The organism is Jannaschia sp. M317, assembly GCF_025141175.1.
GTDB lineage: Bacteria > Pseudomonadota > Alphaproteobacteria > Rhodobacterales > Rhodobacteraceae > Jannaschia.
Genome location: NZ_CP081155.1, coordinates 1,721,879 through 1,747,572, shown reverse-complemented (window position 1 = coordinate 1,747,572; position 25,694 = coordinate 1,721,879). Strand labels below are relative to the sequence as shown.

Here is a 25,694-nt window from a genome sequence, read left to right as displayed (position 1 = left end):
CCCTGCCGCCCGCGACTGTGGACAAGGGCTGTCGAAAGGACAAGCAGCGGTGCCCGATCCGTCATCCCCCCCTTCTGTCCGGCCTTCGGTGCGGCTGCGCGCCGCCTGGCAGCTGATCCTGACGCGGGGGCCGTCCCAGTTCCAGTTCTGGTTCATCGCCCTGCTGGTCGGGATCGCATCCGGCTATACGGCGGTGGCCTTCATGACCGCGATCGCGGCTTTGCAGACCTTTCTCTATGGCACCGAAGACCCGCGCACCCTGCACAGTTTCGCGGCGACCTTGCCCTGGTGGTGGGTCCTGATGCTGCCGGCGTTCGGCGGGCTGATCGTGGGCTTCATCCTGACCCGTTTCACCCCCGACGCCCGCGTGCGTGGCCCCGCCGAGGTCATTCAGGCCGCCGCCATGAAGGAAGGCCGGGTCGAGCCACGGGCCGGCGTCGCTTCGATGTGCGCATCGCTCATCACACTGTCGTCAGGCGGGTCCTCGGGCCGCGAGGGGCCGGTGGTGCACATGGTCGGAATGATCGCAGGCTGGGTGTCCAACCGGATCAACGCCGACGGCATCACCGGGCGGGACCTGCTGGGCTGCGCCGTGGCCGCCGGTGTCGCCGCCTCGTTCAATGCGCCCATCGCCGGTGCGCTTTTCGCGCTGGAAGTGATCCTGCGCCACTTTGCCGTCCACGCCTTTGCGCCCATCACCATCGCCGCCGTCTCCGGGTCTGTGATTTCCCGGCTGCATTTCGGCGAACGGACAGAGTTCATGCTGCCGGAACCGGGCCTGCTGGCGTTTTACGTCGAGCTTCCGGCATTTCTGATCCTGGGGCTGACCTGCGGGCTGGTGGCCTTTGTCCTGATGCGCTCGATCTTTTACGTCGAGGATCTGGCCACCCGCCTGCAGGGCCGCCTGCGCCTGCCCGCAATGCTGCGCCCGGCCTTGGCGGGCCTGTTGCTGGGGGCCATGGCAATCTGGTTTCCGCATATCATCGGCGTCGGCTACGAGACGACGTCAGCCGCGCTTTCGGGTAATCTCTTGCTGCATGAAGCGGTGGTTTTTGCCGTGCTCAAGGTTGCCGCCGTGTCGATCACCATGGGGGGCCGGATGGGCGGCGGCGTGTTTTCCCCGGCGCTGATGGTAGGGGCGCTGACGGGCCTGGCCTTTGGCATCGTGGCCACCGCGACCTTGCCCGACGTGTCGGGGTCCGAAACGCTCTATGCCCTGGCGGGCATGGGCGCGGTGGCGGCGGCGGTGCTGGGCGCGCCGATTTCCACCACGCTGATCGTCTTCGAGCTGACGGGCGACTGGCAAACCGGGCTCGCCGTTCTGGTGGCCGTGTCGATGTCCACGGCCCTGTCGTCGCGTCTGGTCGACCGCAGTTTCTTCCTGACTCAGTTGGAACGGCGCGGCATCCACCTGGCCGCCGGGCCGCAGGCCTATCTGCTGGCGATGTTCAAAGTATCTTCGGTGATGAAATCCCCGGACCATCCCCGCGCCCCCGCCGAAGACCGGGTGCGTCGCGCCGTGAACGAGGCGCTGTTCGTCGCCCCCTCCGACACCCTGGAAACGGCGATGCCCCTGTTCGAAAGGTCCGGTTCCGACTTTCTGGCCGTCGTGCGCCTGACCGACAAGGCCGAGACACCCGAGGTCCTGGGCGTCCTGCTGCACGTCGATGCCCTGCGGGTCTACAACCGGGCGCTTGCGGCCACGGCCGCAGAAGAACATTCCTGACCGGGGCGTCAGCCCAAGTCGCAAGACGCCGCGGACCTGCCAGCTTGCATATCACATCTCGTGCAACGCCTCCGCCGTGGCGCGCGCACCCTGCAACATGAAGGCATGCTCCGACGCGACGAAGAACATCGTCACCCCCAGGTCGCGCAGTGCCGGACCGGCGGCGGCATTGGGTGCGAAGGTCATGAACGCCTTGCCGTTGGCCTTGGCCGCGCGTCCGACCCGCGCCATCGCCTCGCGGACCGGCCCCGCGCTCTGGTCCGTGACTCCGTAGCAGACCGCCAGGTCGGCGGGGCCGACGAACAGCCCGTCAATGCCGTCCAACGCCGCGATCTCTTCGCAGGCCTCGACGCCAGCCGGCTCTTCGATCTGGGCGATCACGATGGTCTCAGCATCCTGCGCCAACACGTCCGCCATGCCGCGCGTGGCGAACCCGGCCCAGCGCGTCGACCCGGCATAGCCCCGCCCGCCCTCGCCGAAATGCGCGGCCCGCGCCACCGCGCGCGCCTTTTCGACGCTATCGACATGGGGCACGACGATGCCCGTGGCCCCGCCATCCAACGCCTTCAGGATCTCCATCGGGGACCCGGTCGGAACCCGGACCAGCGTGGGCCAGTTCAGCGCGCGCGCCACGGCCAGGCAGACATCCATCCGGCCATGGTCGAACGGCGCATGCTCCGCATCGATACACAGAAAATCGAGGCCCGACTTCGCCAGCACCTCAACCAGTTCGTGCGCCGGGGTCTTGAAGAAAGTCCCGGCCAGGATCTCACCTGACAACATTCGGGTCTTGAAGCCTGCGTCGGCCATGTCCGCTCTCCTCTGGGTGGCCGTCGCGGCCTCTTGCAAGCCTATGCAAGCGGACCGATACCGTAAAGGCTGCGCCGAAAGGAAAACCATGCCCCTGCCCCGATCCGCCGCCCCCGTCCCCCGTCCCCACGCGCCAGGCATCGCCCTGCCCAAGGGGGCCTGCGACGCTCATGTCCACATGCTCGGCAGCGAATTCGCTCTCTGGGACGGCCGCGTCGAGGACCCGGCCCCCGGCACGTTGGACGACTGGGCCGAGCGGCTGGAAACCCATCTCGACACGCTGGGCCTGGATCGCGTGGTGATCGTGCACACGATCCTCTACGGCGGCGACAATTCCGTGACCCAGGCCGCCATCGCACGGCTGGGCGATCGCGCGCGCGGCATCGGCCTGGTCACCGACGCCGCAACCGAGGCGGACCTGGACGCCCTGGCCGAAACCGGCATCCGTGGTGTGCGCCTGAACTACATCCACGGCGGGATTCTCAGCTGGGACGGGGTCAGGGCGATGGCCCCGCGACTCGCCGCGCGGGACATGCACGTGCAGATGCTGATACAGGCCGACCTGCACATGTCGGATCTGGCCGCAGAGGTACGCGCGCTTCCGGTGCCCGTGGTATTCGACCACATCGGTTGGCCGAACCTGGCGGCTGGCGTGACCGAACCCGGCTTCGACACCCTGCGTGGCCTGGTCGCAGACGGCGCGGCCCATGTGAAACTCTCGGGTCTCTATCGCCTCTGCGGTGCCCCCTATGACGCCGCCGCCACCCATATCGACGCGCTCGCCCGCGCCAACCCCGAAGGCTGCCTCTGGGCCTCCGACTGGCCACACCTGATGCTGGCGGACGCCACGCGCCCCGATGCGGGCATCTTGCTTCAGGCGTTCCTCGACGTCGTCACCGACGACGCCACGCGCGAGGTGATCCTCACCCGCACGCCCGAACGGCTCTATGGCTTCTCTGCTTCCTAAATATCCCGGAGAGCGCGAGAGGCAGCGCCTCTCGCTCCGCCGCTCCGGCGGCGGATGCGGCGGGCACCCGCGTGCCCGCCGCCTTGCCTCAGGCCTTCACCGCTTCCATGAAGCGATGCCGGATGACGACGGGATCCATGGTGATGACCGGCATCTTGGCATTGCCGCTGTCACATTTCACGATCATCACGGTGCCCTTGCCGCTGTCCAACGCCGCCTGCAGGGCTGGTCCGGTATCCACGTCCTGGACCTCGACCACCGTGTCGCAGCCCGCCGCGCGGGCCATGCCGGCCAGGTCGGTCTTCTTGCCGGTGTATGTCGGCTGATCCCCGGTCGACCCGTAAGAGCCGTTGTCGATGATCATGAGGATGTAATTGTCCGGGCAGTTGTTGCCGATGGTCGGCAGGGTTCCCAGGTTGGTCAGGACAGATCCGTCGCCATCGATGACGATCACCGGCTTGGGCTGCGCCAGTGCCAGGCCCAGACCGATGCTGCTGGCCAGGCCCATAGTGCCCAGCATGTAGAAATTGGTCGGCTGATCGTCGATGGCGTGCAGTTCCTGGCTGGGGATACCGATGTTGCAGACGACGAGTTGGTCGCGCAGGATCGGCGCGATCTCTTTAAGAATTTCAGAACGGATCATGAGTCGCCGTAGCCTCCCCAGAAGTTTGCGTCGGTCAGGATCGCGACCGGCTTGTTGGCCATGAAGGTGTATTTCAGGATGTTGTCGAACTCCTCCACGTCCTTCTGCCAGTGGAAATGGTAGGTCGGGATGTTCAGCTGAGCCAGCAACGCCTTGGTATGCACCGCCATCTCGACCTGACAGGCCACCGGTTCGCGCAGCTCACCACGGTAAGAGATCAGCATCGGCAGAGGCATCCGGTAGAACTGCGTCAGCGTCGCCAGCGTATTCAGCGTCACGCCCAGCGCGGTGTTCTGCATGATGATCATCGGACGCTTGCCGCCCATCCACGCCCCCGCGCAGAGGCCCATGCCCTCGTCTTCCTTGTTGGACGGAATGTGGAAGATCTCGGGCCGGTTCTCGACCTCGTCGATCACGCCCGCCAGCTGTTTGCAGGGCACGGTGGTGACGAAACTGACGTCATTGGCGATCAGGTCGTCACATATCTTCTTGTCGATATCCAAGGGGCTTGGTCCTCTCAGGGCTACAGGATTGTCATGGCGTAGAGGCCGCCGGAGCCAGGCCTGTGGCCTGGGTCGCGGTTGGGCGAAAAGATGGGACAGGTTCGACGTGTCGGATGCGGACCAGGGCCTCCCGTCCCCGGTCTCCGCATCCGACACGTCGCCGCAGGCCGCAGCCTTCGGAAACTGTGACCCCGCGCGGGCGATGGCAGGGGACGATCACGTGTCCAGGGCTGTTTGATGCCACTGATCCCGCTCGCCACGCCATATCGTCCCCACCTGCTGAGTCGCCTCCGTGTAAGCGCTTACATCTGGGAATGCAAGCGGTGACATTGCCGCTCCCGATCCGATAGACCCAGTGGGAAAGAACCCGAGGACATCCATGGCAGGCCCGCCCCGCACCCCCACGCTCGCCGATGTGGCCGCGCGCGCCGGCGTCTCTACGGCGACCGTGTCGCGCTGTCTGAACGCCCCCGAACGCGTGGTCGGCCCGACACGGGAACGCGTGTTGGAGGCGGTGCGCGCCTTGGGCTATTCGCCCAACTTCGGCGCGCGGGCGCTGGCCGCGAAACGCACCAATACGATCGGCGCGGTCATCCCGTCGCTTGGCAATTCGATGTACGCGGGCGGCATTCAGGCGTTTCAGGACGTTCTGGCCGAGCAGGGTTTCACGCTGTTGCTGGCGGCCTCCGGTTGGGACGCCCAACAGGAAGAGACACAGATCCGCGCCCTGGTCGCGCGGGGCGCGGATGGGCTGCTGCTGATCGGCGATGACCGGGACCCGGCGATCTATGACTTTCTGGCCCTGCACGGAGTGCCGGCGCTGACGTCATGGGCTTTTCCTGCCGCACCTGGGCGGACCGCCGTGGGCATCGACAACCGCGCCGCCATGCGCGGCCTGGCCGAGACGGTGCTGGCGGCCGGGCACCGGCGGCTGGGTGCGATCATGGCCCCGTCAGGCGGCAACGACCGCATCACCGCCCGGCTTTGCGGCATCCACGATGCCATGCGGGCGACGGGCTTGAACCCGGACGATCTGCAGGTGATCGAGACCCCCTATGGGTTGGAAACCGGCAGCCGCGCCTTCGCCAGGATGATGACCCGCACGCCGCGGCCTACCGCGATCCTCTGCGCGAATGACGTGTTGGCGGTCGGGGCACTGCGCCAAGCGCGCAGAATGGACATTGCGGTGCCCGAAGCCGTATCGATCACGGGGTTCAACGATATGGAGCTGGCGCTGATCGCAGATCCGCCCCTGACCACGCTGCGCGTACCCCATGCCGACATGGGACGCCTGGCCGCGCAGGCCTTGGTCGTGATGGTTCGCGATGGTGACACACCCGCCTCGGTCGAGGTGCCGACCGAGGTATGCCTGCGTCAATCCCTGGCCCCGCCCCCGCCGGATTGACGCCTGCGGGCTCGTTCCGATGGCCCCTTTTTTCCCCCGGAGATCCCCGGACGAAGAGCGCACCTTTTGGCGATGGTCCGGGCCAGCCTCAGGTCTCCGGGACGGCGCTAAACCCCTCTTTCTCTCGGAGGTGGGTTGCACCCACCCTACGGTCCCCTACAGGCCGGTGGTCACGTCGATCGTGTTGCCCTCTTCGAGCGTCACATAGGCCTTCTTCACGTCCTTCCGCTTGCCCAATTGGCCGCGGAAACGCTTGACCTTGCCCTTGGTGATGGTCGTGTTCACGGCCTTCACCTTGACGCCGAACAGTTCTTCGACAGCGGCCTTGATCTGCGGCTTGTTGGCGTCGATCGACACTTCGAAAACCACGCCATTCGCCTCGGAGGCCATGGTGGCCTTCTCGGTGATGATCGGCTTGCGGATCACATCATAGGTGTTCATTTCAGCCGAGCCTCCAGCGCTTCGACACCCGCCTTCGTGAGCACGAGCGTGTCACGCTTGAGGATGTCGTAGACGTTCGCGCCCATCGAGGGCAGCACGTCTACGGTTTCCAGGTTCCGCGCGACATTCGCCCCGGCAGCAGGCCTTCATTGCGCCCATGCCGCTCGCAGGCGGAATTGATCATGACTGGCGTCCTGATGACCAACCGAGCCGCAAGGCGGAACTCGGATTCCTGCGCCCTCGCAAAACTGTAACTGACGGAGAAATTATGGTGCCCGGGGGCGGAATCGAACCACCGACACGAGGATTTTCAATCCACTGCTCTACCCCTGAGCTACCCAGGCACCGGGTGCGACGGGCTAGTCCGTCGCGGGGTGCGCCTCCTCTAGGACAGCCGGAAAACGGTGTCCAGACGAAAAACCATCAATGTGGTTTTCGGTCGTGCAAGATGGCGTCTTCGGCCTCTTCGATGGCGCGCAGGGCGTCGTCTGGGTCGGTGGACGGAACGGCGTAGGCACCGCGCATCCAACGCCCCAGATCGACGTCCGCGCAGCGGGCCGAGCAGAAGGGACGATACTTTGGGGCTGGCGGTTTCTGGCAGATCGGACAGCTCACAGAAGCGTCTCCAGCGGGCGACGTTCGCGACGACGGGTCAGCTCGAAATGACCCAACGGGGTCCAGCCGATAAGCGAGGTTTCGATTGGATCGTCCCGGAACGCAGTGCGCAAGGCCCCCTCGAAACCGCGGCGGTCCTTCTTTGGCATGGGGGCCAGGTCCAGCACGATCTGCCCGCCAAGGCCGCGCAGACGCAGCTGGCGCGGCAGGTCGCGCGCCAGGGCCAGGTTGGCCTTGAGCCCCCCCGCCGGGCCGCCCTCGGGTGTGTTGACGTCGACGGCGATCAAGGCGCGCGTGGGTTCGATGTAGAAGGTGGCCGCGCCGGCGCGGACCTCTGGCGAGCGCAGGGCCTCCAACTGGTCCAGAACCGTGTCCCAGTCTTCGGAGACGTCCGCCTCGGGCCAGTCGCGCCACGCCAGCGTATGCGCGTCGGGACCATCAAGCAGATGCTCCGGCCCGTGCCCCGGATCGGCCAGAACCTGCGTGGCGACCAGCCAGGTTTCGGACAGGTCGGCTTCGATATCCTCAGCGGCGGCCCCGTTGGCGGCGCTGCGCAGGATAACGCCGGTCGTGCCGCGATCCTCGGGGAGCGCGTCGTGGGCGATTTCGAGCAGGCGGTCGCGCTCATCCTCGTCCTTCAGGGACCGAGCGACGTTCAGGCCGGGCGCCTCGGGCGTGATGATGCAATAGCGTGACTTGAACAGGACGCGGTCAGTGACCGGCAGAGCCTTGCCCGCTTCGGCGTGGCCAGTGACCTGGACAAGCAATTCCTGTCCGGGAATCAGCCCCTTGGCGTTTCGGTGCCAGCCCGTCTGACCATCCCCCAGCTTGAGGAACATGCCACCCTGCCCCTTGACGGGACGGTCGCAGACGGCGCGGAAGACGGCACCGATGGCGGGCGTGTCGCCCCTGGGGTCGATCAGAAGGTCATGCAACCGCCCCTCATGCATCAGGGCGGCGGCGCGGCGGTCTTCGACCTGACCGAGGATGATCTGATATGCGTTCATTTCCAGACCTTTAGACCGGCGGATTGCAACAGGTTGGCCGCCTCGAACAGGGGCAGACCGACGATGGCGGAATGGCTGCCCTCGATCCAGGCGACAAAGGCGGCGGCGGGCCCCTGGATGGCGTAACCGCCTGCTTTCCCTTGCCAATCCCTGGTAGCGAGATAGCCGTCGATCTCCGCCTCGGACAGGCGTTTCAGGCGAACGGCAGAGACCGAGGTGCGATACCACGTCTTGTCACCGCGACGGACACCCAAAGCAGTGATCACGCGATGGCGCCGACCGGACAGAAGGGTCAGGAAATCAGCAGCTTGTGCAGCATCTTGAGGTTTCCCCATGATCCGTCGGCCGAGGGCGACCGTCGTGTCGGCGCATAGAACGACGTCATCGGGATCCGCGACGACGGCGGCCAGCTTGGCCTGGGTGATCCGCTCGCAATATACGCGCGGAAGTTCGGCTTTCAGCGGTGTCTCATCGACATCCGGAGGCCGCACATCGTCAGGGATCAATCCCAATTGCGCAAGCAATTCCAATCGCCTGGGCGATCCGGAGCCGAGGATGAGGCGCGGCATGACGGGAAGCCCCCGCCCTACTTGAAGCGGTAGTTGATGCGGCCCTTGGTCAGGTCGTAGGGGGTCATTTCCACCTGAACCTTGTCGCCTGCCAGAACACGAATGCGGTTTTTCCGCATCTTTCCAGCCGTATGCGCGATGATCTCATGACCGTTCTCGAGCTCGACCCGGAATGTCGCATTCGGCAGGAGTTCCTTGACGACGCCGGGAAATTCGAGAAGCTCTTCCTTGGCCATGGTCTCTCCTAGAGTGCTGCCGCGTCTGTGCGGCGGGATGCGGTTAGATGGGACCAATTCTGCAAGAGTTCAAGGGGCAAAGCGTCTTGCCCTGTTTTGCCCCGTTTTGGGGGCATCTGCCGGGGCGGAATTCCCGTTTTGGGGGAAAACCCAGGGCAGGTGAATCAGCCCGCCCGGCCCGCCCGGCCCTGCCCCGCCCAGCAACCACAGGATGAGCCGTGCGGTCCGGGTTCCATGCTGCACGTAGAAGGCATCTTCGCGGCGGGCGGCCTGAGACGGGCGCCGGTTTGGAAACGGGCGGGGTGGTGGGATCGGGCAGGACATGGGGGCCTCCGGGGCGGCAGTGCAGGGCAGTTGACGCAGGCAGGGTAACAAGACAGCCTCTGCCCCGGAATGAGCGGATTTGAAGAGGTCTTTTCATGAATGAAGCATTGGCCGACCTCGACTGGCGCGACCTGCGCCTGTTCCTGTCCGTCGCACGGGAGGGGGGGCTGTCGCCTGCCGCGCGCGTGACCGGACGGTCCCCGGCCACCATCGGGCGGCGGATGCTGGCGCTGGAGCGGGCGACGGGGCGGGAGCTGTTCCTGCGCCACGACCGGGGCTATGCCCTGACCACCGACGGACGGGCGTTGTTGGACGCGCTGACCGAAGTGGAGGCGCGGATCGTCCGGGTGACCGCACCAGCGCCGGGGGCGCAGCGACCGCTGGTCAAGATCTCTGCCGGGACCTGGACCGTGCTGCATCTGATCCCCCGGCTGGACGGGATCGCGGGGGAAGACCTGCGGCTGCGCTTTGTGTCCGCCGAAGCGGTCTTGGACATCGCCCACCGCGAGGCGGTCATCGGCGTGCGCAATGCGCGACCAAGGGACGACGGGCTGGCCGGGCGGCGGATCGCGCGAATAGGCTTTGCGCCCTATGCCCGCGCCGACGCCCCGGACCGCTGGATCAGGGTGCTGGCCGACACGCCGTCCGGCCGCTGGCAGGCCCGCCACCTGGGGGCGGATGCGATCTGCGAGGTGACCGCGCCGCGCACGGCGCTGGACCTGGCGTTGGCCGGACGCGGTATCGCCTTGCTGCCGACGTTCATCGGCGACGCCCAACCGGATCTGGCGCGGCGGGGCGCAGAGGTGCCGGAGCTGAGCCATGAACAATGGATCGTGACCCATGACACGGACCGGCACCGCCCCGAAGTGCGGCGTGTGATCGAAGGAATCGCCCTGGCCCTGGCGGCACCGTGACGCGCCGGTCTGCGCGGATCAGCCGAAACGGGCCTTCAGCTTGCCGACGATCTGATCGCGGGTCTGGCGATAGCTTGCCAGCTTGGCATCACGGGATTCGCCCAGCCCCGTGGGGTCCATGATCGGCCAGTATTCGACGTCGATATGCACGTGGCGGCACAGTTCCAGCGCACGCCGTTGCGACGCCGGCGAGAGGGCCACGATCAGGTCAAAGCCTTCGAAGTCATCGCCCCATTCCTGCATCTCGTCGAAGGAACGGGAGCGGTGGCGTGACAATTCCACCCCCAGCTCCTTGCACACGGCGATGGCGAAGCCGTCGATTTCCAGATCGTTCTTCACCCCGGCGGACTGAACGTAGATCTCCATCCCGAACAGCTTTTTCATCAGCCCCTCGGCCATCGGCGAGCGGACCGCATTGTGGTCGCAGCAAAACAGCACCGATTGTGGTTTTTCCCCCACGCTCAGGACCCGAAGTGCAGCACGCAGATCAGCGTGAAAAGCCGGCGGGACGTGTGGGTGTCGATCTGAGCCTTACCTTCGAGCCGTTCCTGCAGGATGCGCGCGCCTTCGTTGTGGATGCCGCGCCGGGCCATGTCGATCGCCTCGATCTGGCTGGGCGGCAGTTTCTTGACCGCATCGAAGTAGCTTTCGCAGATCTGCCAGTAATCCTTGACCACCTGGCGGAACGGGCCCAGCGACAGATGGAAGGCACCCGCGGGGGTGTCGTCGGTCGCCACCTCGAAGACCAGGCGCCGGTCGCGGATCGCCAGGTGCAGGCGATACGGCCCCTCGGGCGCGCCTTCGGTCTGGAGAACGAAGGAATTCTCTTCGAGCAGGTCAAAGATCGCGACCGCGCGTTCCTGCTCGATCTCGGGCGTGGGGGTCGGCAGGCCGCTGTCGTCGATTTCGATATGGGCGATGCGGTCTGCGGTCATGAAGGCAGGTCTTTCAATTGCTCGGCTTCCCATTCGGCAAGGGTCTGGCCGGTTATCTCGTGGCGCCATTCGGTGCGGCCGTTCGCGGGGCGTCCGGTCATAACGGCGGCGGCTGCCGAAGGGGAATTGAAGGCGTAATCCTGGGCGAAAATGGCGTGGTCGGCGTCCTGCCGCAAGATGCCTTCTGCGCAGAGCTTGCCGTGCAGGGCCCGGTATCCGGAATCGTGGTCGCCCCTTCCCGCCCAGGTGCGGCGCGCGCGGGACCCGGCAAGGACGCGAAAATCGGACCCATCGAGCCGGGCGCGCCCCTCTACCCCGGTTTTGACGGTGCGCAGGGTGAATACCGGGCCCTCGGCGGTTGGGACGCGGGTCGGGGGAACGGTGCGCTTGCCGCTTTGCAGCAGGTCCACGCCCAAGGCGGGCAGGACCATCTGCACCATGTCCAGGAACTCCTCCATGCTGGCGACCTGCGCCTCGGTCAGGGAGGCGGGCGTGGGGTCGGTGCCATTGTCGAGACGGGCGTTGCCCGCGCGGCGGGCCAGCTGCACCAGCCGCGCCTCCAGGTAGCGGACGTGGGCCTTGTGCAGGTTGTCGGCGGCCGTGGTCAGGATCAGCGCCGCGCCCCACCAATCCTTGGCGGCATCGTGGGACCGGATGCGGGTTGCCACGCTTTCTGCCTCGCCCACGTAGGCGACGGGGCCGTCGTCATCCGCACCGAGCAGGATATAGGTCCCGGTTTGCGCGGCTTGGCGGCGGCGCAGACCGTCGGCCAGCCTCAGGCGGGGAATGCGCAGGACATGGCCGGTCCAGCCGAAGACCTCGGCCGTGAGGATGCCGTCGGGGGTGCCATCGGCAAAGTACAGTTCGAGCGAGCGTCCGCGACGGCTGGGGTCGGTCATGGCGCGACGCTAGCGCGCGGGCGCGGCAGAGGCCATGGGCGGGGAAAGAGTTTTCGCTGAAAACTCTTGCGCAAAGTTTTCCGCAAAAACTTTGCATCCCCGTCAGGCGCGGTTGAGACGATCCAGACGAGCCTGCACCGACAGGCCGTGGGCCTGCAGCGATTCGGAGGTGGCGAGCTGCGTGGCCGCCGGGCCGATCGCGCGCAGGCTTTCGGGCGTCATCCGTGCAAGCGTCGTCCGCTTGAGGAAATCCAGAACCGACAGCCCCGAGGAAAAACGCGCGGACCGCGCGGTGGGCAGCACGTGGTTGGGGCCGCCGACGTAGTCACCGATTGCCTCGGGCGTCCAGGGCCCCAGGAAGATCGCGCCCGCGTGGGTGATCTGTTGGGCCAGCGCGTCGGGGTCCGCCACGGCGAGTTCCAGGTGTTCCGGGGCCACGCGGTTCGACAGGGCCGCCGCCTCTGCAAGGTCGCGGGTGACGACGACCGCGCCGAAGTCGCGCCAGCTGGCCCCCGCGATGGCGCGGCGATCCAACGTCTCAAGCTGCCGGTCCACCGCCTCGGAGACGGCGCGGCCCAGCGCGGCGTCATCGGTGATCAGGATCGATTGCGCGCTTTCGTCGTGTTCAGCCTGGCTGAGCAGGTCGAGGGCAATCCAGTCCGGGTCCGCCGTCTTGTCGGCAATCACCAGGATTTCGGAGGGGCCGGCGATCATGTCGATGCCGACACGGCCAAAGACCCGACGCTTGGCCGCCGCCACAAAGGCGTTGCCGGGGCCGGTGATCTTGTCCACGGGCGCGATCGTCGCGGTGCCGTAGGCCATGGCGGCCACCGCCTGCGCACCGCCGATGCGGTAGATTTCCGTGACGCCCGACAGTTGAGCCGCCAGCAGGACCAGAGGGTTCAGCACGCCATCCGGGCTGGGCACGCACATCACCACGCGCCCCACGCCCGCGACCCGCGCGGGAATGGCGTTCATCAGAACCGAAGACGGATAGCTGGCCAACCCGCCGGGCACGTACAGCCCCGCCGCGTCCACAGGCCCCCAACGCCACCCGAGCGTCGCGCCGGTGTCGTCGGTCCAGTGTTCATCGGCGGGGATCTGACGCGCGTGGTAAGCCTCGATCCGCGCGGCGGCGAGTTCGAGGGCGGCACGATCCGCGGGGGCGACGACGGCGGCGGCCTCGGCGATCTCGGCCTGGGTGATGCGCAGAAGATCCGGTGTGAGGTCGAGCCGGTCAAAGCGGGACGTCAGCTCGATCACGGCCGCATCGCCGCGCGCGCGCACATCCGCGATGATCGCCGCCACGGTGTCATCCACGTCAGGCGCATCCTCGCGCTTCATATGCAGAAGCGCGTCGAAACGGGCATCGAAATCGGGATCGGTCGTGGTCAGGAACTGGGGCATCGGGCGGCTCCGAAGGCTGCGGTGCCGGCCTGTTAGCGGGCGGGGGCGCGGGGGTCCAGCGTCGGAGGGGGCTCTGCCCCCGTCCCTCGCGGGACTCCCCCGCGGTATTTATGGCCAGAGGAAGAGGGGGCGTTAACCTTAACGAGAGGTTACCGGGTGTTGATCTCGTTCCGGGCGCGCGCCCGTGTCGGACGTATCGAGCTGCCGCAACATCAGAATGTCATCGCGCGGCGCGCCGTCGAGGATGACCGAGCGGGGGCGCAGGCCGATCCGGGTGAACCCCAGCGCCTCGTAGAGAGCGATGGCGGGAGTGTTGGACATATCGACGCAGAGCTCGACCTGGAGGAGGCCACGCGACCGGGCAACGTCGAGCGTGGCCTGCAAGAGCGCGCGCCCCAGCCCCCTGCCCCGCGCGTCGGGTGCAACGTAGAGCGGACCCAGGTCGCCGCTATGCCGCAGCCGCACCGGGCCACCCTGCCGCAGGATCGCCAGCGCCACCAGCCTGCCCGAAAGCTCTGTGCCCATCACGTCACCGCGCGCGAGCATGGTGGTCAGTGCGGCGTCCGGCAGGGCATCAAGTTCCTGCGGGGTGAGGAGGAAGGACGCCGGTTCCTCGGCCAAGCCCCGCCGCCACAGGGCGCGGAGCGGGGCCGCGTCCGCCTGGGTCAGCGCGCGGATCATGCGCCGTGTTCTGGGGCCTTGCCGGACGGGGCGCGGTACGGTTGCGTCACATCCTTGAGCGCCACGTCCAGGCAATCGCACTCCGCCTCGACCACGCCGTCGCCTGCGAAGGTCAGGCGCAGGGTGCCTTCGGTTTCGCCGGTCGGCACCCAATCGAACGCCAGCAGCGACAGGACCGTGTCGGCATCGCCGGGCACGACGCCCTGCCCGCGCACCGCCGTCACGTCACCGGCCGTCAGCAGGCACTGCACCCGCTCTGGCGTTCGGGTTCCGTGTTCCCAGCGAAACCGGTTCAGCAGCAGCGCCAGCCGCCGGTCGCGGCGCAGAAAACGCATCTCGGAGGCGGGCAGGATCGCGTCCTGGCACAGGGCCGAGACGACCTGCAGATCCTGCGCATCCGTCGCCCAGAGTGCGAGGGGCCGGGCGTCCCCGTCGTGGAACCTTGCATCAGCCATCGTCGGACACCCGCGCGATCTGTGCGCCGACGCCGGACAGTTTCTGGACCACCCGCTCATACCCGCGATCAAGGTGATAGACGCGGCCGACCTTGGTGGTGCCTTCGGCGGCGAGGCCCGCGAGGATCAGCGAGAAGGACGCGCGCAGGTCGGTCGCCATGACCTGTGCGCCCCGCAGGCGGTCGGTGCCGATGACATGGGCGCTGCCGCCGCGCACATCGACGTGGGCCCCCATGCGGATCAGCTCTGGCGCGTGCATGAAGCGGTTCTCGAAGATCTTTTCTTCGAGGTGGGACGCGCCCTCGGCGGTGCAGAGCATGGCCATCATCTGCGCCTGAAGGTCGGTGGGAAAGCCGGGGAACGGCTCGGTGGTCACATCGACGGCCCGCATACGCTCGCCCGCGCGGCGCACGGTGAGGCCTGCGTCGGATTCGGTGATCTCTGCGCCCGCTGCCTCCAGCTTTTGACAGAACGCCTCCAACAGGTCGCGGCGCCCGCCGGCGCAGGTGACCTCTCCTCCGGCGATCAGGGGCGCGACCATGTAGCTGCCCAACTCGATCCGGTCGGTGACGACGCGGTGGGTGGCGCCGTGCAGGCGGTCGACGCCTTCGATCGTGATCGTCGAGGTACCGAGGCCGTCGATCTGGGCACCCATGGCTTGCAGACAGTGGCCGAGATCCACGATCTCCGGCTCGCGGGCGGCGTTTTTCAGGACGGTCGTGCCGCGCGCCAGCGTGGCGGCCATCAAGGCGTTCTCGGTCGCCCCGACAGAGACGAAGGGGAATTCAAAAGTGCCACCGCGCAGACCGCCCTTGGGGGCCTTGGCGTGAACGTAGCCGTCGCGCAGATCCAGCTCGGCGCCCATCGCCTCCAACGCCTTGAGGTGCAGGTCGACGGGGCGCGCGCCGATGGCGCAGCCGCCGGGCAGCGAGACGACCGCCTCGCCCAACCGCGCCAGCAACGGACCCAGCACCAGGATCGAGGCGCGCATCTTGCGGACGATGTCATAATCGGCGCGTGCGCCGTTGAGCGCATGGGACGACATGGCAATGACCAAACCGTCCGACAGGCTGCTGACCTCGGCCCCGAGGGATTCGAGCAGGGACGTCATCGTCCGGATGTCCGACAGGCGCGGCGCGTTGGTCAGCGTCAGCGGCTCGTCCGACAAAAGTGTCGCCGGCATGAGGGTCAGGCAGGCGTTCTTTGCGCCCGCGATCGGAATGGTGCCCGACAGGGGCCCGCCCCCGGTGACGAGAATGCTATCCATCTTGTGCGTTGTCCTTCTGCTCTGCCTTGGGGGCTTTTGTCTCATCCTCGGAACGGGCACGGGCCTGCGCCTTGCGTCGGCCCATGTTGGCCTTGAGCGCGGACTTCAGCCGGTCTTCGCGGGATGTTTTTGACGGTTTCGGCATGGGGCCCCCTGTTGCCTTGCGCCCACATAGCGCCCGGCGCGCACGCGGTCCAGAAGAAGGGTCATCTGGGGGGTTGCACCCCCGCGCGGTTCGCATTAATCGCCCCCCACGGCGCTGCTGTAGCTCAGAGGTAGAGCACTCCCTTGGTAAGGGAGAGGTCGAGAGTTCAATTCTCTCCAGCAGCACCATTCTTCTTTTCAGCATCACTTCCCGGCCAACCGGGCGCTTGGCCGTGTTCCGTCAGGGCGCGTCATGCAAAGGGCCGGCTGCAGTGTTGCAACCGGCCCCCTGTGGTCGTGCGGATGGTGCGGATCAGTCGCCGTCGGCGACGCCCTGGGCACGCAGGCGGGCGCGGCGGGCACGGTAGCTGGGCAGGACCACCAGGAAGACCGCGATGGCCAGGAGGCCCAGGGTCATCGGTCGCTCCCAGATAAAGGACACGCCGTCGTAGAGCTGCATCGAGCGGGCGAAGTTGTTTTCCAGCATCCCGCCCAGGATGAACCCGATCAACAGGGGAGCCAGCGGGTAATCCGCGAACTTCAGCGCCGTCGCGCAGACCCCGAAGGCCACCAGCAGAAGCAGTTCCGTCGCGTTGTTCTGGCCGATGTAGGCCCCCATCAGGGTGAAGAACAGGATGAACGGGATCAGGTAGTTGCGCGGGATGGACAGGACCTTGGCGATATAGGGGATCAGCGGCAGGTTCAGGACCAGCAGGACCAGATTGCCGATGAACATCGACATGATGACCGCCCAGAAGATCTGTGGCTCGTCCACCATGAGGCGCGGACCTGGCGTCACGTTGAGCGCGATGAGCGCGCCCAGCAGGATCGCCGTCGTCCCCGACCCCGGAATGCCCAGCGTCAGCAGCGGCACGAAGGATCCCGTGCAGGCCGCGTTGTTCGCCGTCTCGGGGGCGGCGAGGCCCTTGATGGAGCCTTTGCCGAACTCTTCCTGTTCTGCCTTGGTGGCGATGTTGCGTTCGACCGCATAGCCGAGGAAGCTGGCGATGGTCGCCCCCGCCCCCGGCAGGACGCCGATGAAGAAGCCCTGGATCGATTGCCGACCGATGACCGGCGCGATGGCGCGGGCCTCGGACCGGGAAATGCGCAGATCCTTGATTTCACCGTCGCCGTCGCCGCTGGTCGTGCGTGGCTTGAGCACGAGGAACAGCGCCTCGGGCAGGGCGAACATCGCCATGGCCAGCGTGATGAAGCCGAAACCCGATTGCAGGTCCATCACCCCCATCGTGAACCGTGGCAGGTTGAACAGCGCGCCTTCGCCGACGGTCGCCATGATCAGGCCCAGGACCGTCATCATCAACGCCTTGGTCACCTGCCCCGTGCCCGCAAAGGCCGCGATGGCCGACAGGCCCACGACCATCAGCGCGAAGTATTCCGCCGAATGAAACAGAAGCGCCACCGACGACAGCATCGGCGCAAAGATCATGAGCAGGATCGCCCCGATGGTGCCGCCCGCAAAGCTGGCGATGGCCGCGATGGTCAGTGCCTTGCCCGCCTTGCCCTGCCGCGCCATGGGATAGCCATCGAAGCTGCTGGCGACGGTGCCCGCGACCCCCGGCGCATTCAACAGGATCGACGAGGTGGAGCCGCCGAAGATCGCGCCATAATACACGCCCGCCAGCAGGATCAGCGCCGCAGAGGGATCGCCCATGGAAATCGCCACGGGGATCATGATCGCGATGATCGACATCGGGCCCAGGCCCGGCAGCATGCCGATGAAGGTGCCGATCAGGCAGCCCCCGATGACCATGAGCAGGTTCTGGATGGAAAAGGCCGTCTGAAGGCCGATGAGAAGTCCTTCGAGCATGTCAGCCTCCGATAAAGCCCGGCAGCGGGCGCATGTAGATGCCCAGAACCTCTTGCACGAGATACCAGACGACGAAGGTCGCGGCGAAGGAGACGGGCAGCATGATGTGCCACTTCCGCTCGCCCAGAAGGAACGATCCCAGGATCAGAAAGGCCGAGGTGGAAAACAGAAAGCCCAGCGGCCGCAGGGTCAGCGCATAGGCCACCATCAGAACCAGCAGCAGGATGGCCTGCCAGAGGTTGTAATCCCCCAGACGGCGGTAGTCGATTTCCTGTTCCTTGGCCTCGGATTTTTCCAGACCCAACAGGATGATCAGCGACGCGCCGATGCCCAGGATCGACAGGACCTTTGGGAAGGTGCTGGGCCAGATCGGGTTGCGCTGCATGAACGGGGCCAGGCCTGCGTCCATCGTGAACCAGGCGGCATAGCCATAGGCCAGGCAGATCCCCAGCAGAATCAGTGATATCCAGCGATCAAGCGCCATTCTTCCCCTCCCCGGAAAGATGTAGGCAGGGCGCGGACCGCGCCCTGCCGTTTGGTGTCAGAGGAAGCCGAGCTTCTTCATCAGGTCACCGATCTGCTTTTCCTGGTCTTCCAGGAAGGTGCGGAAATCGTCGCCCGAGTTGTGAATGTTCACCCAGCCGTTGCGCGCCCGGACGTCTTCCCATTCGGGGGTGTCGTACATCTTTTCCAGGGCGGCCTGATAGGCAGCCACCTGATCGTCCGGCAGGCCGGGGGCCCCGAAGAAGCCGCGCCAGTTGACGAATTCGGTGTCGATGCCCTGCTCTTTCATGGTCATGGCATCGGGGGCCGCGCCTACACGCTCGGGCGCGGTGATGCCGATGATCTTGACCTCACCGGCGTTGGCCAGGTCGACCGCCTCGGAAAAGCCGGTCGAAAGCGCCGCGATCTCACCCGAGAGCAGCGCCGCCATGGCTTTGCCGCCCGCGTCGTAGGGGATGTATTTCACGTCGAGCGCATCCTTGCCCGCCGCTTCCATCACCATGGCCGCAACCAGGTGATCCATGCCACCAGGCACGGAGCCGCCGCCGACTGCCGTGGCCGAGGGATCGGCATCGAAGGCCGCCAGCAGGTCGTCCATCGAGTTGATCGGGCTGTCCTTGCCCACGACGATGGCCGCGTAGTCGCCGATCGTACCCGCCACCAGCGTCAGGTCGCGGAAGCTTTGCGGGAAGACGCCGGTCAGCGAACGGATCACGATGGGGGTCGAGTTGACCATCAGCGTGCCGTGGTTGCTGTCGGCGTTTTCGATCAGAAAGCCGATGGCCTTGCCGCCGCCGCCACCGGACATGTTCTCGTAGGATGCGGTGCCGACCAGCCCGGAGGCGGTCAGGGCCTCGCCGGTGCCGCGCGCCGTACCGTCCCAGCCACCGCCGGCGCCGCCGGGGATCAGGAAGTGCACGGAATCAAGCACCTTGTGGCCATCTGCAAAAGCCGGCGCGCCAAAGCTGAATGCCGCCACAGCGGTCGCGAGCAGGGCCCGGCGGCCCAGTTTGAATGTCGTCATGTTTTCCTCCCGTTTGACAACCGGCCGCTTGGCGGCTCAGTTGACGGGATCAGAACACGGCAACCTGACACAAACCTGTCACGCCCCCGCGCCGGTAAGGAAGACGATGAAATTCCTGCTCGTCGAAGACAATCCAGAGCTGGCCGAGGCCGTGTTGTCGCGCATGAAGATCGACGGCCATGTCATTGATCACGCACCGACCCTGGACGACGCCTTCGCCTTTGCGGACACCGGCGAATACGATCTGATCCTGCTCGACATCATGCTGCCTGACGGCGACGGGCGCAGCTTTCTGAAGCGGCACAGGGCGGGGGAACACGACACGCCGGTCATCGTTCTGACGGCGCGCAGCCAGGTATCCGACCGGATCGGCCTGCTGGATCTGGGAGCGGATGACTATGTGACGAAGCCCTTCGACCATGCCGAGTTGGAGGCCCGCTGCCGCGCCGTCCTGCGCCGCCGGGCCGGGTCGGCGCAGACCGTGACCGAGCTGGGCGGCGTGGTTTTCGACCCCGTGGCGGGGCAACTGACGGTGCGGGGCAATGTGGTGGCGTTGCGCAACCGGGAATTGCGGCTGCTGGAACTGCTTATCCGCGCGCCGGGGCAGATCTTCTCCAAGCAGAAGCTGGCGGATCGGTTGTTTTCCTACGACGACGACGTCTCCGAGAATGCGATCGAAGTCTATATCGGACGCCTGCGCCGTCATCTCGGGGCCTCGGACCTGAAGATCACGACGCTGCGCAGCTTGGGCTATCGGTTGGATCATGACTGACGGCGCGCCGATCTCCGGCTCCTTGCGGAACCGGTTGGTGGCGATCCTTGTGGGCGGCGCGGCGGTTCTGGCGCTGTTGCTGTTCTTTGCAATCCGGGGCTATGCGACGCAGGTGGCGCAGCAGGGACAGGACAGCATTCTGGGCGCGGCCGTCACCTCGATCCTGGACGCCGCCGCAATCCGGTTCGGCACGGTGGAGCTGGACATTCCCTACGCCTCTTTCTCGATGTTGACGACCGAAGCAGACGACCGCGTGTTTCACGCCGTCTGGCAGGATGGACAGTTCCTGTCCGGGTATGAGGCGCTGCCCCCCGCGGCCACCACGGGCGACCGCCTGCCGGTCTATCGCACGGTGGAATTCGCGGGGGCCCCGGTGCGCCTGGTCACCGCGTCCCGCACCCTGATCGGGGCCGATCAACGCACGCGGATCACGGTCGCGTTGGCGCAGACGCAGGACGCCTTGGCGGGCACTTTGCAGGGGATTTCGCGCAACGCCGCGTTGTTCGGGGCGGGGTTCTTTGCATTGGCCACGATGCTGGCGTTCTGGGCCACCTCGACCACGATCGGGCAATTGTCGCGCCTGACCACCTCGGTGACGCGGCGGGGGCCGCAGGACCTGAGCCCGTTCGTCAAACCGGTGCCCGCCGAGATGGGGCCGCTGGTTGCGTCGCTCAATTCGCTGATGGGACGGCTGGACCATTCGCTGACCCAGTCCGAGGATTTCATCGCCGAGGCCGCCCACCGGGTCCGCACCCCACTGGCCACCGTGCGATCCTACGCAGAGGCAACGTTGCAACGGGTCGACAAGGAAGAAAACCGCAAGGCGTTGCGGTCGATGGTGCGGGCCATCGACGAAAGCAGCCGCGCAGCCTCGCAACTGCTGGACCACGCGATGATCACCTTTCGCGCCGATCACCTGGACCGGCACGACATCGATCTGGTCGATCTGGTGCAGGAACTGGTGCTGCGCCTGACGCCCATCGCGGACATGCGCGACCTGGATCTGCGGGTGGATGCGGCGGGGCCTGTGACCTGTTCCGCCGATCCGATCCTGTTGCAGAATGCGATCCGCAACATCCTGGACAACGCGCTGAAGTATTCGCCCCCCGACGGGGTTGTGGATATCCGCGTGCGGGCCGACCCCCTGCCCTGCATAGAGATCTGCGATCAGGGACGCGGGTTTCCCGGCGACAGCCTGGACAGCCTGGCGGGGCGGTTCACGCGGGGCGAGAATTCGCAGGGGATCATCGGATCGGGCCTGGGCCTGACCATCGCCAAGGATGTGGCCACAGCCCATGGCGGGGCCTTGCGCCTGTCGAACCGACCCGAGGGGGGCGCATGCGTATCCTTGTCGCTCTGATCCTCTGGCTGCTGCCCTGTGCCGTGTCGGCCCAGACGTGGGAGGACCGGCGGCTGTTCGGGCCCGAGGATGCGGCGCGCGTGTTGCGCGTGTTGTCCAGCACGGACACCTCGTTCATGGCCCCCGTGATCGAAGAGTTCCTGACCGCGCGGCCCGATGTGGCGGTGGAATACCTGGTCACCGGCACCGCGGATATCGACGCGATCTTTCGCGCAACCCCGGATCGTTTCGACCTCGTGATCTCCAGCGCGATGGACCTGCAATTGAAGCTGGCCAACGACGGCTATGCCCGCGCGCTGGACAACGTCGGCCTGCCCGATTGGGCGCAGTGGCGGCAAAGCCTGTTCGCCTTCACCTCGGAGCCGGCCACGATCGTGCTGAGCCGGGCCGCCTTTGCGGGCCAGCCCATGCCGCAGACGCGGCAGGCCCTGATCGAAGTGCTGCGCGCCGATCCCGCCCGGTTTCGCGGGCGCATCGGCACCTATGACGTGCGGCGGTCCGGGTTGGGGTATCTGTTCGCCACGCAGGACGCCCGCGCGTCCGAGACGTTCTGGCGCCTGATGGAGGTCATGGGCGGGTTGAACGCCCGGCTGTACTGCTGTTCCGGCGACATGATCGACGATCTGGAGGCGGGGGAGATCCTCGTGGCGTATAACGTGCTGGGCAGCTACGCCGCCGCGCGGGCCGACGGGCCCGACAGCTTCGAGATCGTGCTGCCGTCGGATTTTCCCACCACGATGATGCGCACCGCGTTGGTTTCGGACAGCGGGCCGAATGCCGCGTTGGCGGGCAATTTCGTGCGGCACCTGGTGACGTTGCAGTCCGGTTCGACTGCCCATCGGTTTCCCCTGCCGCCGCTGGATGGCGGCAGGTTCAGCGGCGAATTGGCCCGCATCGCGCTGGAGCCCGCCCTGATGACCTATCTGGACGCGTTGAAACGGCGGACGTTTCTGGCGGAATGGGAAAACGCGTTGATTCAGCCATTGGCCAACGCCCCCACAGACTAGGCACCCCCGCCGCTGTCACCCGACGTAGGCGCGCAGCGTCGCTTCGGTCCCGTCCCGCCACAGCGCTGTCAGCCAGGTCTGAAAGGCGTCGGCAAAACGCGGCTGGCGGGCCAGGTCGCCATAGAGGTGGTGCTGGTCCAACCAGGCACCGGGTCGGTCGCGGGCGGCCAGGGCCGCGGCCTGCAGGTCCGGCCAGAACGGGTCGTTGGGCTCGATTTCGCTGCCGTCGTCGCGCAGGCCCGCGCACATGCGCGCCCACAGCGCCTCGACCAGGGCCAGACCCTCGACCGGCACGCCAGAGGCCAACCCCTCGCGCACCATCGGCAGAACGAACCCGGTATGGCGCGAGGACCCGTCGAACGCCACGCGCCGCGTCGTGTCGTGGATCATCGGGTTGGAAAACCGCCGCGCGATCAGCGCCACATAGTCGTCAGGCGTGCACCCCGGAACCGGGGCGACGTGGGGCGCGATTTCCTCCTGCTCGACCTTCAGGAAAAAGGCGTTCAGGGCGGGGTTGGCCATGCAATCGGCAATCGTCGACAGGGACATCAACTCGCCCGCGTTGGCCAGCACCTGATGGCCCGCGTTCAGGATGCGGATCTTCATCGCCTCATAGGCGTGGACGTCGGGGGTAAAGGTGGCCCCCACCCGGTCCCAATCGGGCCGCCCCGCGCAGAAATCATCTTCGATCACCCATTGGCGGAAATTCTCGTGCGTCACGGGGGCCTTGTCGGTGATGCCCAGCGCCTGCACCATCGCCAGTTCGCGCGCGCCGGTGGCGGGCACGATGCAGTCGACCATGGAATTCGGAAAGCTGCATTCCGCGTCGATCCAATCGGCAAGCGCCGGGTCGCTCATGCGGGCCAGGCCCACGACGGTCTGGCGCAGCACGGCGCCGTTGCCCTGCAGGTTGTCGCAGCTGAGGCAGGTAAAGGGGCCCAGACCCTTTGCCCGCCGCCGGGCCAAGGCGGCGATGATCGCGCCAAAGGCGGTGATCGGCATGTCGGGATGGGCGGCGTCGTGTTCGATGTCCGGATGATCGCTGGCCAGGGTGCCGTTGACCGGATCGACGAAGTATCCGCCCTCGGTCACCGTCAACGCGACGATGCGGATCGAAGGTGCCGCCATCTGCGCGATCAGAGCGCCGTTGCCGACATCGACCGGGACAAAGTCGACCATGGACCCGGTGACCTCGGCGGCGCTGCCTGCGGGGTCCAGTTCCAGCAGGGTGGTCAGGCAATCCTGGGCCAACAGCCGGTCGCGTTGGGCGGCATCGGCGGGACGCACGCCCGCGCCGACGATGGCCCAGTCGTGGCACAATCCCTGATCGAACAGGCGGTGCAGATACCAGGCCTGATGGGCGCGGTGGAAATTGCCGAGGCCGATATGGACGATTCCCGGCGACAGGTCGGATCGGGCATAGCGTGGGGTGCGCACCGTTTCGGGCAGGCGGTCAAGCGTCGCAAGCGACAGGGGGATCAGCTCATCCATTGGCCACCATCCACGTTATAGGTTTGCGAGACGATGTAATCGGCCTCGGACGAGGCCAGGAACACGGCCATACCGCTGAGATCGGCGGGAACGGCAAAGCGTCCGGCGGGGACGCCTGCCTCGACCTCGGCCTTTTTCTGACCGGGTTTCTTGCCTTCCAGCGTGCCGAACAGGCTGTCGACATGCACCCAGTGGTCCCCGTCCACCACGCCCGGCGCGATGGCGTTCACGTTGATGCCGTGCGCGATCAGGTTCAGGCCCGCCGACTGCGTCATCGAGATGACGGCGGCCTTGGTCGCGCAGTAGACCAGCACCAGCGGTTCACCCCGACGCCCGGCCTGGGACGCCATGTTGATGATCTTGCCGCCGTGGCCTTGGGCAATCATCTGCCGCGCCGCCGCCTGCAGGGTGAACAGCGTGCCGGCCACGTTGACCGAAAACAGCCGGTCATAGCTGGCGCGGGTGATGTCCACCGTCTGCGCCGCGTCGAACAGCGCGGCGTTGTTGACCAGAATGTCCAGCTTGCCCGCATGGTCCACCACCGACGCGATGGCCGCGTCGATGCTGTCCTGGTCGCCCACGTCGATCCGGACGGCATAGGCGCCCGGACCGATCCCGGCGGCGGCAGATTCGGCTGCCGCCAGGTCGATATCACCGATCGCCACCGTCGCGCCTTCGCGGATGTAGGCCTCGGCAAAGCCCAGACCGATGCCGCGCGCGGCCCCGGTGATCAGGGCGGATTTCCCGTCCAGTCGCATCACGACATCCGCAGTCCATCGGCACCGAACCGGTGGATCTTGTCGGCATCGGGCGACAGGCGGATCTGATCGCCGTGCTTGACCGGGATGTCGCCGTTCTGGCGCACGGTCAGAGTCTCGGCCAGGCCGGTGTCGTGGATATGGATAAAGGTGTCGGAGCCCAGATGCTCCGCCAGACCCACGCGGCCCTGCCAGGGACCGTTGGCATCGATCGAGATGTGCTCCGGGCGGACGCCGATGGTTTCGGCGCCATGCTTTTGCGCCTCGGCCCCCTTGATCAGGTTCATCGTGGGCGACCCGATGAACCCGGCAACGAAGAGATTGCGCGGCGCGTGATACAGCTCCAACGGAGAGCCGACCTGCTCGATGTGTCCGGCGCGCAGAACGACGATCTTGTCGGCCATGGTCATCGCCTCGACCTGGTCATGGGTCACGTAGACCATCGTGGTCGCCAGCTCTTTGTGAAGCTCTCCGATCTCGACCCGCATCCCGTGGCGCAGCGCGGCGTCGAGGTTCGACAGGGGTTCGTCAAACAGGAAGGCGGCGGGTTCGCGGACGATGGCGCGACCGATGGCCACCCGCTGACGTTGACCGCCCGACAACTGACCGGGGCGCCGGTCGATGTAGTCGGCCAGGTTCAGGATCTTGGCGGCGTGGTTCACGCGGCGGTCGATCTCCGACTGCTCCATCTTGGCCATGCGCAGAGGGAAGGAGATGTTCTTGCGCACCGACATATGCGGGTAGAGCGCGTAGGACTGGAACACCATCGCCAGACCGCGTTTCGCGGGCGGCACCGAGGTCACGTCGCGGCCGTCGATTTCCATATGGCCGGAGGTCATGTCCTCCAACCCGGCGATCAGGCGCAACAGGGTGGATTTGCCGCAGCCCGAGGGGCCGACGAAAACCACGAACTCGCCTTCGTTGATCTGCAGGTCCAGGGGCGGGATGACGTTCACGTCGCCGAAGGACTTGGTGACTTGCTTGAGAGTAATCTGACCCATT

29 protein-coding genes, 2 tRNA genes and 1 pseudogene are annotated in these 25,694 nt (G+C 66.5%); 8 read left to right on the top strand and 24 right to left on the bottom strand.

The window, feature by feature from the left end:
* Positions 1 to 49 precede the first annotated feature (49 nt).
* Positions 50 to 1,726, top strand: coding sequence for a chloride channel protein (locus tag K3551_RS09010; RefSeq protein ID WP_259919372.1), 1,677 nt, complete (start codon positions 50 to 52; stop codon positions 1,724 to 1,726).
* A gap of 51 nt (positions 1,727 to 1,777) precedes the next feature.
* Here K3551_RS09010 and K3551_RS09005 read toward each other — a convergent pair whose 3' ends face one another.
* Complete coding sequence (locus K3551_RS09005; RefSeq protein WP_259919370.1) at positions 1,778 to 2,536, bottom strand: HpcH/HpaI aldolase/citrate lyase family protein; 759 nt, start codon at positions 2,534 to 2,536, stop codon at positions 1,778 to 1,780.
* A gap of 88 nt (positions 2,537 to 2,624) precedes the next feature.
* Between K3551_RS09005 and K3551_RS09000 the strand changes: the two genes are divergently transcribed.
* A complete protein-coding gene (locus tag K3551_RS09000; RefSeq protein WP_259919366.1) occupies positions 2,625 to 3,503 on the top strand; it encodes an amidohydrolase in 879 nt (292 codons plus the stop codon).
* Positions 3,504 to 3,591: 88 nt separating this feature from the next.
* Here K3551_RS09000 and comE read toward each other — a convergent pair whose 3' ends face one another.
* Together comE and comD are read right to left on the bottom strand one after the other, a co-directional pair.
* A complete protein-coding gene (comE, locus tag K3551_RS08995; protein WP_259919364.1) occupies positions 3,592 to 4,146 on the bottom strand; it encodes a sulfopyruvate decarboxylase subunit beta in 555 nt (184 codons plus the stop codon).
* A complete protein-coding gene (comD, locus tag K3551_RS08990; protein WP_259919362.1) occupies positions 4,143 to 4,649 on the bottom strand; it encodes a sulfopyruvate decarboxylase subunit alpha in 507 nt (168 codons plus the stop codon). Before comD ends, comE begins: the two co-directional genes overlap by 4 nt.
* Before the next feature lie 379 nt (positions 4,650 to 5,028).
* On the opposite strand from comD, the gene K3551_RS08985 reads away from it, so the two are divergent.
* Positions 5,029 to 6,054: a LacI family DNA-binding transcriptional regulator gene (locus K3551_RS08985; RefSeq protein WP_259919357.1), complete on the top strand. Its 1,026-nt coding sequence runs from the start codon at positions 5,029 to 5,031 to the stop codon at positions 6,052 to 6,054.
* A 156-nt stretch (positions 6,055 to 6,210) separates the two neighbouring features.
* Here the strand turns inward: K3551_RS08985 and K3551_RS08980 are convergent, their stop codons facing one another.
* The 7 genes and pseudogenes from K3551_RS08980 to infA form a co-directional block, all read right to left on the bottom strand.
* Positions 6,211 to 6,495 carry a 50S ribosomal protein L23 gene (locus K3551_RS08980; RefSeq protein WP_259915476.1) on the bottom strand — a complete coding sequence of 95 codons (285 nt, stop codon included), beginning with the start codon at positions 6,493 to 6,495 and terminating at the stop codon, positions 6,211 to 6,213.
* Positions 6,492 to 6,626, bottom strand: a pseudogene (gene rplD, locus K3551_RS08975) (50S ribosomal protein L4); the annotation flags it as partial. The gene K3551_RS08980 and the pseudogene rplD, both read right to left, overlap by 4 nt.
* A gap of 138 nt (positions 6,627 to 6,764) precedes the next feature.
* Positions 6,765 to 6,839 (bottom strand) — tRNA-Phe (locus K3551_RS08970).
* A gap of 79 nt (positions 6,840 to 6,918) precedes the next feature.
* Complete coding sequence (locus K3551_RS08965; protein WP_259919355.1) at positions 6,919 to 7,110, bottom strand: DNA gyrase inhibitor YacG; 192 nt, start codon at positions 7,108 to 7,110, stop codon at positions 6,919 to 6,921.
* Positions 7,107 to 8,117, bottom strand: coding sequence for a ribonuclease E/G (locus K3551_RS08960; protein ID WP_259919353.1), 1,011 nt, complete (start codon positions 8,115 to 8,117; stop codon positions 7,107 to 7,109). The genes K3551_RS08965 and K3551_RS08960 overlap by 4 nt, the downstream gene beginning before the upstream one ends.
* Positions 8,114 to 8,686 carry a nucleoside triphosphate pyrophosphatase gene (locus K3551_RS08955; protein ID WP_259919351.1) on the bottom strand — a complete coding sequence of 191 codons (573 nt, stop codon included), beginning with the start codon at positions 8,684 to 8,686 and terminating at the stop codon, positions 8,114 to 8,116. The genes K3551_RS08960 and K3551_RS08955 overlap by 4 nt, the downstream gene beginning before the upstream one ends.
* A 17-nt stretch (positions 8,687 to 8,703) precedes the next feature.
* Entirely contained in the window at positions 8,704 to 8,922 is a 219-nt protein-coding gene (infA, locus tag K3551_RS08950) for a translation initiation factor IF-1 (protein ID WP_007205486.1), read from the bottom strand.
* Positions 8,923 to 9,341: 419 nt separating this feature from the next.
* Between infA and K3551_RS08945 the strand changes: the two genes are divergently transcribed.
* Complete coding sequence (locus K3551_RS08945) at positions 9,342 to 10,160, top strand: LysR family transcriptional regulator (RefSeq protein ID WP_259919349.1); 819 nt, start codon at positions 9,342 to 9,344, stop codon at positions 10,158 to 10,160.
* Positions 10,161 to 10,178: 18 nt separating this feature from the next.
* On the opposite strand, the gene K3551_RS08940 is transcribed toward K3551_RS08945, so the two are convergent.
* The 8 genes from K3551_RS08940 to K3551_RS08905 form a co-directional block, all read right to left on the bottom strand.
* Complete coding sequence (locus tag K3551_RS08940; protein WP_409197426.1) at positions 10,179 to 10,559, bottom strand: low molecular weight phosphatase family protein; 381 nt, start codon at positions 10,557 to 10,559, stop codon at positions 10,179 to 10,181.
* Between the two features lie 62 nt (positions 10,560 to 10,621).
* On the bottom strand, positions 10,622 to 11,095 hold the full coding sequence (locus tag K3551_RS08935) for a UPF0262 family protein (RefSeq protein WP_259919346.1): 474 nt from the start codon (positions 11,093 to 11,095) through the stop codon (positions 10,622 to 10,624).
* Positions 11,092 to 11,994 (bottom strand): GIY-YIG nuclease family protein, encoded by a 903-nt coding sequence (locus K3551_RS08930; protein WP_259919345.1) that lies wholly within the window; start codon positions 11,992 to 11,994, stop codon positions 11,092 to 11,094. Before K3551_RS08930 ends, K3551_RS08935 begins: the two co-directional genes overlap by 4 nt.
* A 102-nt stretch (positions 11,995 to 12,096) precedes the next feature.
* A complete protein-coding gene (gene hisD / locus K3551_RS08925) occupies positions 12,097 to 13,401 on the bottom strand; it encodes a histidinol dehydrogenase (RefSeq protein WP_259919342.1) in 1,305 nt (434 codons plus the stop codon).
* A gap of 138 nt (positions 13,402 to 13,539) precedes the next feature.
* A complete protein-coding gene (locus tag K3551_RS08920) occupies positions 13,540 to 14,082 on the bottom strand; it encodes a GNAT family N-acetyltransferase (protein ID WP_259919339.1) in 543 nt (180 codons plus the stop codon).
* Positions 14,079 to 14,537 carry a DUF2948 family protein gene (locus K3551_RS08915; protein ID WP_259919337.1) on the bottom strand — a complete coding sequence of 153 codons (459 nt, stop codon included), beginning with the start codon at positions 14,535 to 14,537 and terminating at the stop codon, positions 14,079 to 14,081. Before K3551_RS08915 ends, K3551_RS08920 begins: the two co-directional genes overlap by 4 nt.
* Complete coding sequence (gene murA / locus K3551_RS08910; protein ID WP_259919334.1) at positions 14,530 to 15,804, bottom strand: UDP-N-acetylglucosamine 1-carboxyvinyltransferase; 1,275 nt, start codon at positions 15,802 to 15,804, stop codon at positions 14,530 to 14,532. The genes K3551_RS08915 and murA overlap by 8 nt, the downstream gene beginning before the upstream one ends.
* A complete protein-coding gene (locus K3551_RS08905) occupies positions 15,797 to 15,949 on the bottom strand; it encodes a hypothetical protein (protein WP_259919331.1) in 153 nt (50 codons plus the stop codon). The genes murA and K3551_RS08905 overlap by 8 nt, the downstream gene beginning before the upstream one ends.
* 113 nt (positions 15,950 to 16,062) lie before the next feature.
* Here K3551_RS08905 and K3551_RS08900 point away from each other — a divergent pair.
* Positions 16,063 to 16,137: transfer RNA gene (locus K3551_RS08900), tRNA-Thr, on the top strand.
* A 124-nt stretch (positions 16,138 to 16,261) separates the two neighbouring features.
* Here the strand turns inward: K3551_RS08900 and K3551_RS08895 are convergent.
* Genes K3551_RS08895 through K3551_RS08885 form a run of 3 tightly spaced genes read right to left on the bottom strand, consistent with a single transcriptional unit; the run spans position 16,262 to position 19,304 of the window.
* On the bottom strand, positions 16,262 to 17,776 hold the full coding sequence (locus tag K3551_RS08895) for a tripartite tricarboxylate transporter permease (RefSeq protein ID WP_259919329.1): 1,515 nt from the start codon (positions 17,774 to 17,776) through the stop codon (positions 16,262 to 16,264).
* A gap of 1 nt (position 17,777) precedes the next feature.
* Positions 17,778 to 18,260, bottom strand: coding sequence for a tripartite tricarboxylate transporter TctB family protein (locus K3551_RS08890; protein WP_259919328.1), 483 nt, complete (start codon positions 18,258 to 18,260; stop codon positions 17,778 to 17,780).
* A gap of 57 nt (positions 18,261 to 18,317) precedes the next feature.
* Positions 18,318 to 19,304 (bottom strand): tripartite tricarboxylate transporter substrate binding protein, encoded by a 987-nt coding sequence (locus tag K3551_RS08885; protein ID WP_259919326.1) that lies wholly within the window; start codon positions 19,302 to 19,304, stop codon positions 18,318 to 18,320.
* Positions 19,305 to 19,410: 106 nt separating this feature from the next.
* On the opposite strand from K3551_RS08885, the gene K3551_RS08880 reads away from it, so the two are divergent.
* From K3551_RS08880 to K3551_RS08870, 3 genes are read left to right on the top strand one after another with little or no spacing between them, the layout of a single operon-like run.
* Positions 19,411 to 20,076, top strand: a complete 666-nt coding sequence (locus K3551_RS08880) for a response regulator transcription factor (RefSeq protein ID WP_259919324.1) — start codon at positions 19,411 to 19,413, stop codon at positions 20,074 to 20,076.
* Positions 20,069 to 21,436 carry a sensor histidine kinase gene (locus tag K3551_RS08875; RefSeq protein WP_259919322.1) on the top strand — a complete coding sequence of 456 codons (1,368 nt, stop codon included), beginning with the start codon at positions 20,069 to 20,071 and terminating at the stop codon, positions 21,434 to 21,436. Before K3551_RS08880 ends, K3551_RS08875 begins: the two co-directional genes overlap by 8 nt.
* Positions 21,415 to 22,443 carry an ABC transporter substrate-binding protein gene (locus tag K3551_RS08870; protein ID WP_259919320.1) on the top strand — a complete coding sequence of 343 codons (1,029 nt, stop codon included), beginning with the start codon at positions 21,415 to 21,417 and terminating at the stop codon, positions 22,441 to 22,443. Before K3551_RS08875 ends, K3551_RS08870 begins: the two co-directional genes overlap by 22 nt.
* A 15-nt stretch (positions 22,444 to 22,458) precedes the next feature.
* Here the strand turns inward: K3551_RS08870 and K3551_RS08865 are convergent, their stop codons facing one another.
* Genes K3551_RS08865 through K3551_RS08855 form a run of 3 tightly spaced genes read right to left on the bottom strand, consistent with a single transcriptional unit; the run spans position 22,459 to position 25,693 of the window.
* Entirely contained in the window at positions 22,459 to 23,934 is a 1,476-nt protein-coding gene (locus K3551_RS08865) for a mannitol dehydrogenase family protein (protein ID WP_259919318.1), read from the bottom strand.
* Positions 23,922 to 24,692: an L-iditol 2-dehydrogenase gene (locus K3551_RS08860; protein WP_259919317.1), complete on the bottom strand. Its 771-nt coding sequence runs from the start codon at positions 24,690 to 24,692 to the stop codon at positions 23,922 to 23,924. Before K3551_RS08860 ends, K3551_RS08865 begins: the two co-directional genes overlap by 13 nt.
* Positions 24,692 to 25,693, bottom strand: coding sequence for an ABC transporter ATP-binding protein (locus K3551_RS08855; protein WP_259919316.1), 1,002 nt, complete (start codon positions 25,691 to 25,693; stop codon positions 24,692 to 24,694). Before K3551_RS08855 ends, K3551_RS08860 begins: the two co-directional genes overlap by 1 nt.
* Position 25,694 lies beyond the last annotated feature (1 nt).

Bases quoted from the DNA above. Each gene is read 5' to 3' on its own strand.
- hisD (WP_259919342.1), bottom strand. From the start codon at position 13,401: ATGCCCCAGTTCCTGACCACGACCGATCCCGATTTCGATGCCCGTTTC.
- comE (WP_259919364.1), bottom strand. From the start codon at position 4,146: ATGATCCGTTCTGAAATTCTTAAAGAGATCGCGCCGATCCTGCGCGAC.
- K3551_RS08945 (WP_259919349.1), top strand. From the start codon at position 9,342: ATGAATGAAGCATTGGCCGACCTCGACTGGCGCGACCTGCGCCTGTTC.
- K3551_RS08935 (WP_259919346.1), bottom strand. From the start codon at position 11,095: ATGACCGCAGACCGCATCGCCCATATCGAAATCGACGACAGCGGCCTG.
- K3551_RS08940 (WP_409197426.1), bottom strand. From the start codon at position 10,559: ATGGCCGAGGGGCTGATGAAAAAGCTGTTCGGGATGGAGATCTACGTT.
- K3551_RS08875 (WP_259919322.1), top strand. From the start codon at position 20,069: ATGACTGACGGCGCGCCGATCTCCGGCTCCTTGCGGAACCGGTTGGTG.
- K3551_RS08930 (WP_259919345.1), bottom strand. From the start codon at position 11,994: ATGACCGACCCCAGCCGTCGCGGACGCTCGCTCGAACTGTACTTTGCC.
- K3551_RS09000 (WP_259919366.1), top strand. From the start codon at position 2,625: ATGCCCCTGCCCCGATCCGCCGCCCCCGTCCCCCGTCCCCACGCGCCA.
- murA (WP_259919334.1), bottom strand. From the start codon at position 15,804: ATGGATAGCATTCTCGTCACCGGGGGCGGGCCCCTGTCGGGCACCATT.
- K3551_RS08855 (WP_259919316.1), bottom strand. From the start codon at position 25,693: ATGGGTCAGATTACTCTCAAGCAAGTCACCAAGTCCTTCGGCGACGTG.
- K3551_RS08865 (WP_259919318.1), bottom strand. From the start codon at position 23,934: ATGGATGAGCTGATCCCCCTGTCGCTTGCGACGCTTGACCGCCTGCCC.
- K3551_RS08915 (WP_259919337.1), bottom strand. From the start codon at position 14,537: ATGGCTGATGCAAGGTTCCACGACGGGGACGCCCGGCCCCTCGCACTC.
- K3551_RS08960 (WP_259919353.1), bottom strand. From the start codon at position 8,117: ATGAACGCATATCAGATCATCCTCGGTCAGGTCGAAGACCGCCGCGCC.
- K3551_RS08920 (WP_259919339.1), bottom strand. From the start codon at position 14,082: ATGATCCGCGCGCTGACCCAGGCGGACGCGGCCCCGCTCCGCGCCCTG.
- K3551_RS08980 (WP_259915476.1), bottom strand. From the start codon at position 6,495: ATGAACACCTATGATGTGATCCGCAAGCCGATCATCACCGAGAAGGCC.
- K3551_RS08870 (WP_259919320.1), top strand. From the start codon at position 21,415: ATGCGTATCCTTGTCGCTCTGATCCTCTGGCTGCTGCCCTGTGCCGTG.
- infA (WP_007205486.1), bottom strand. From the start codon at position 8,922: ATGGCCAAGGAAGAGCTTCTCGAATTTCCCGGCGTCGTCAAGGAACTC.
- K3551_RS08880 (WP_259919324.1), top strand. From the start codon at position 19,411: ATGAAATTCCTGCTCGTCGAAGACAATCCAGAGCTGGCCGAGGCCGTG.
- K3551_RS08860 (WP_259919317.1), bottom strand. From the start codon at position 24,692: ATGCGACTGGACGGGAAATCCGCCCTGATCACCGGGGCCGCGCGCGGC.
- K3551_RS08885 (WP_259919326.1), bottom strand. From the start codon at position 19,304: ATGACGACATTCAAACTGGGCCGCCGGGCCCTGCTCGCGACCGCTGTG.
- K3551_RS08895 (WP_259919329.1), bottom strand. From the start codon at position 17,776: ATGCTCGAAGGACTTCTCATCGGCCTTCAGACGGCCTTTTCCATCCAG.
- K3551_RS08985 (WP_259919357.1), top strand. From the start codon at position 5,029: ATGGCAGGCCCGCCCCGCACCCCCACGCTCGCCGATGTGGCCGCGCGC.
- K3551_RS09005 (WP_259919370.1), bottom strand. From the start codon at position 2,536: ATGGCCGACGCAGGCTTCAAGACCCGAATGTTGTCAGGTGAGATCCTG.
- K3551_RS08955 (WP_259919351.1), bottom strand. From the start codon at position 8,686: ATGCCGCGCCTCATCCTCGGCTCCGGATCGCCCAGGCGATTGGAATTG.
- K3551_RS08905 (WP_259919331.1), bottom strand. From the start codon at position 15,949: ATGCCGAAACCGTCAAAAACATCCCGCGAAGACCGGCTGAAGTCCGCG.
- K3551_RS08890 (WP_259919328.1), bottom strand. From the start codon at position 18,260: ATGGCGCTTGATCGCTGGATATCACTGATTCTGCTGGGGATCTGCCTG.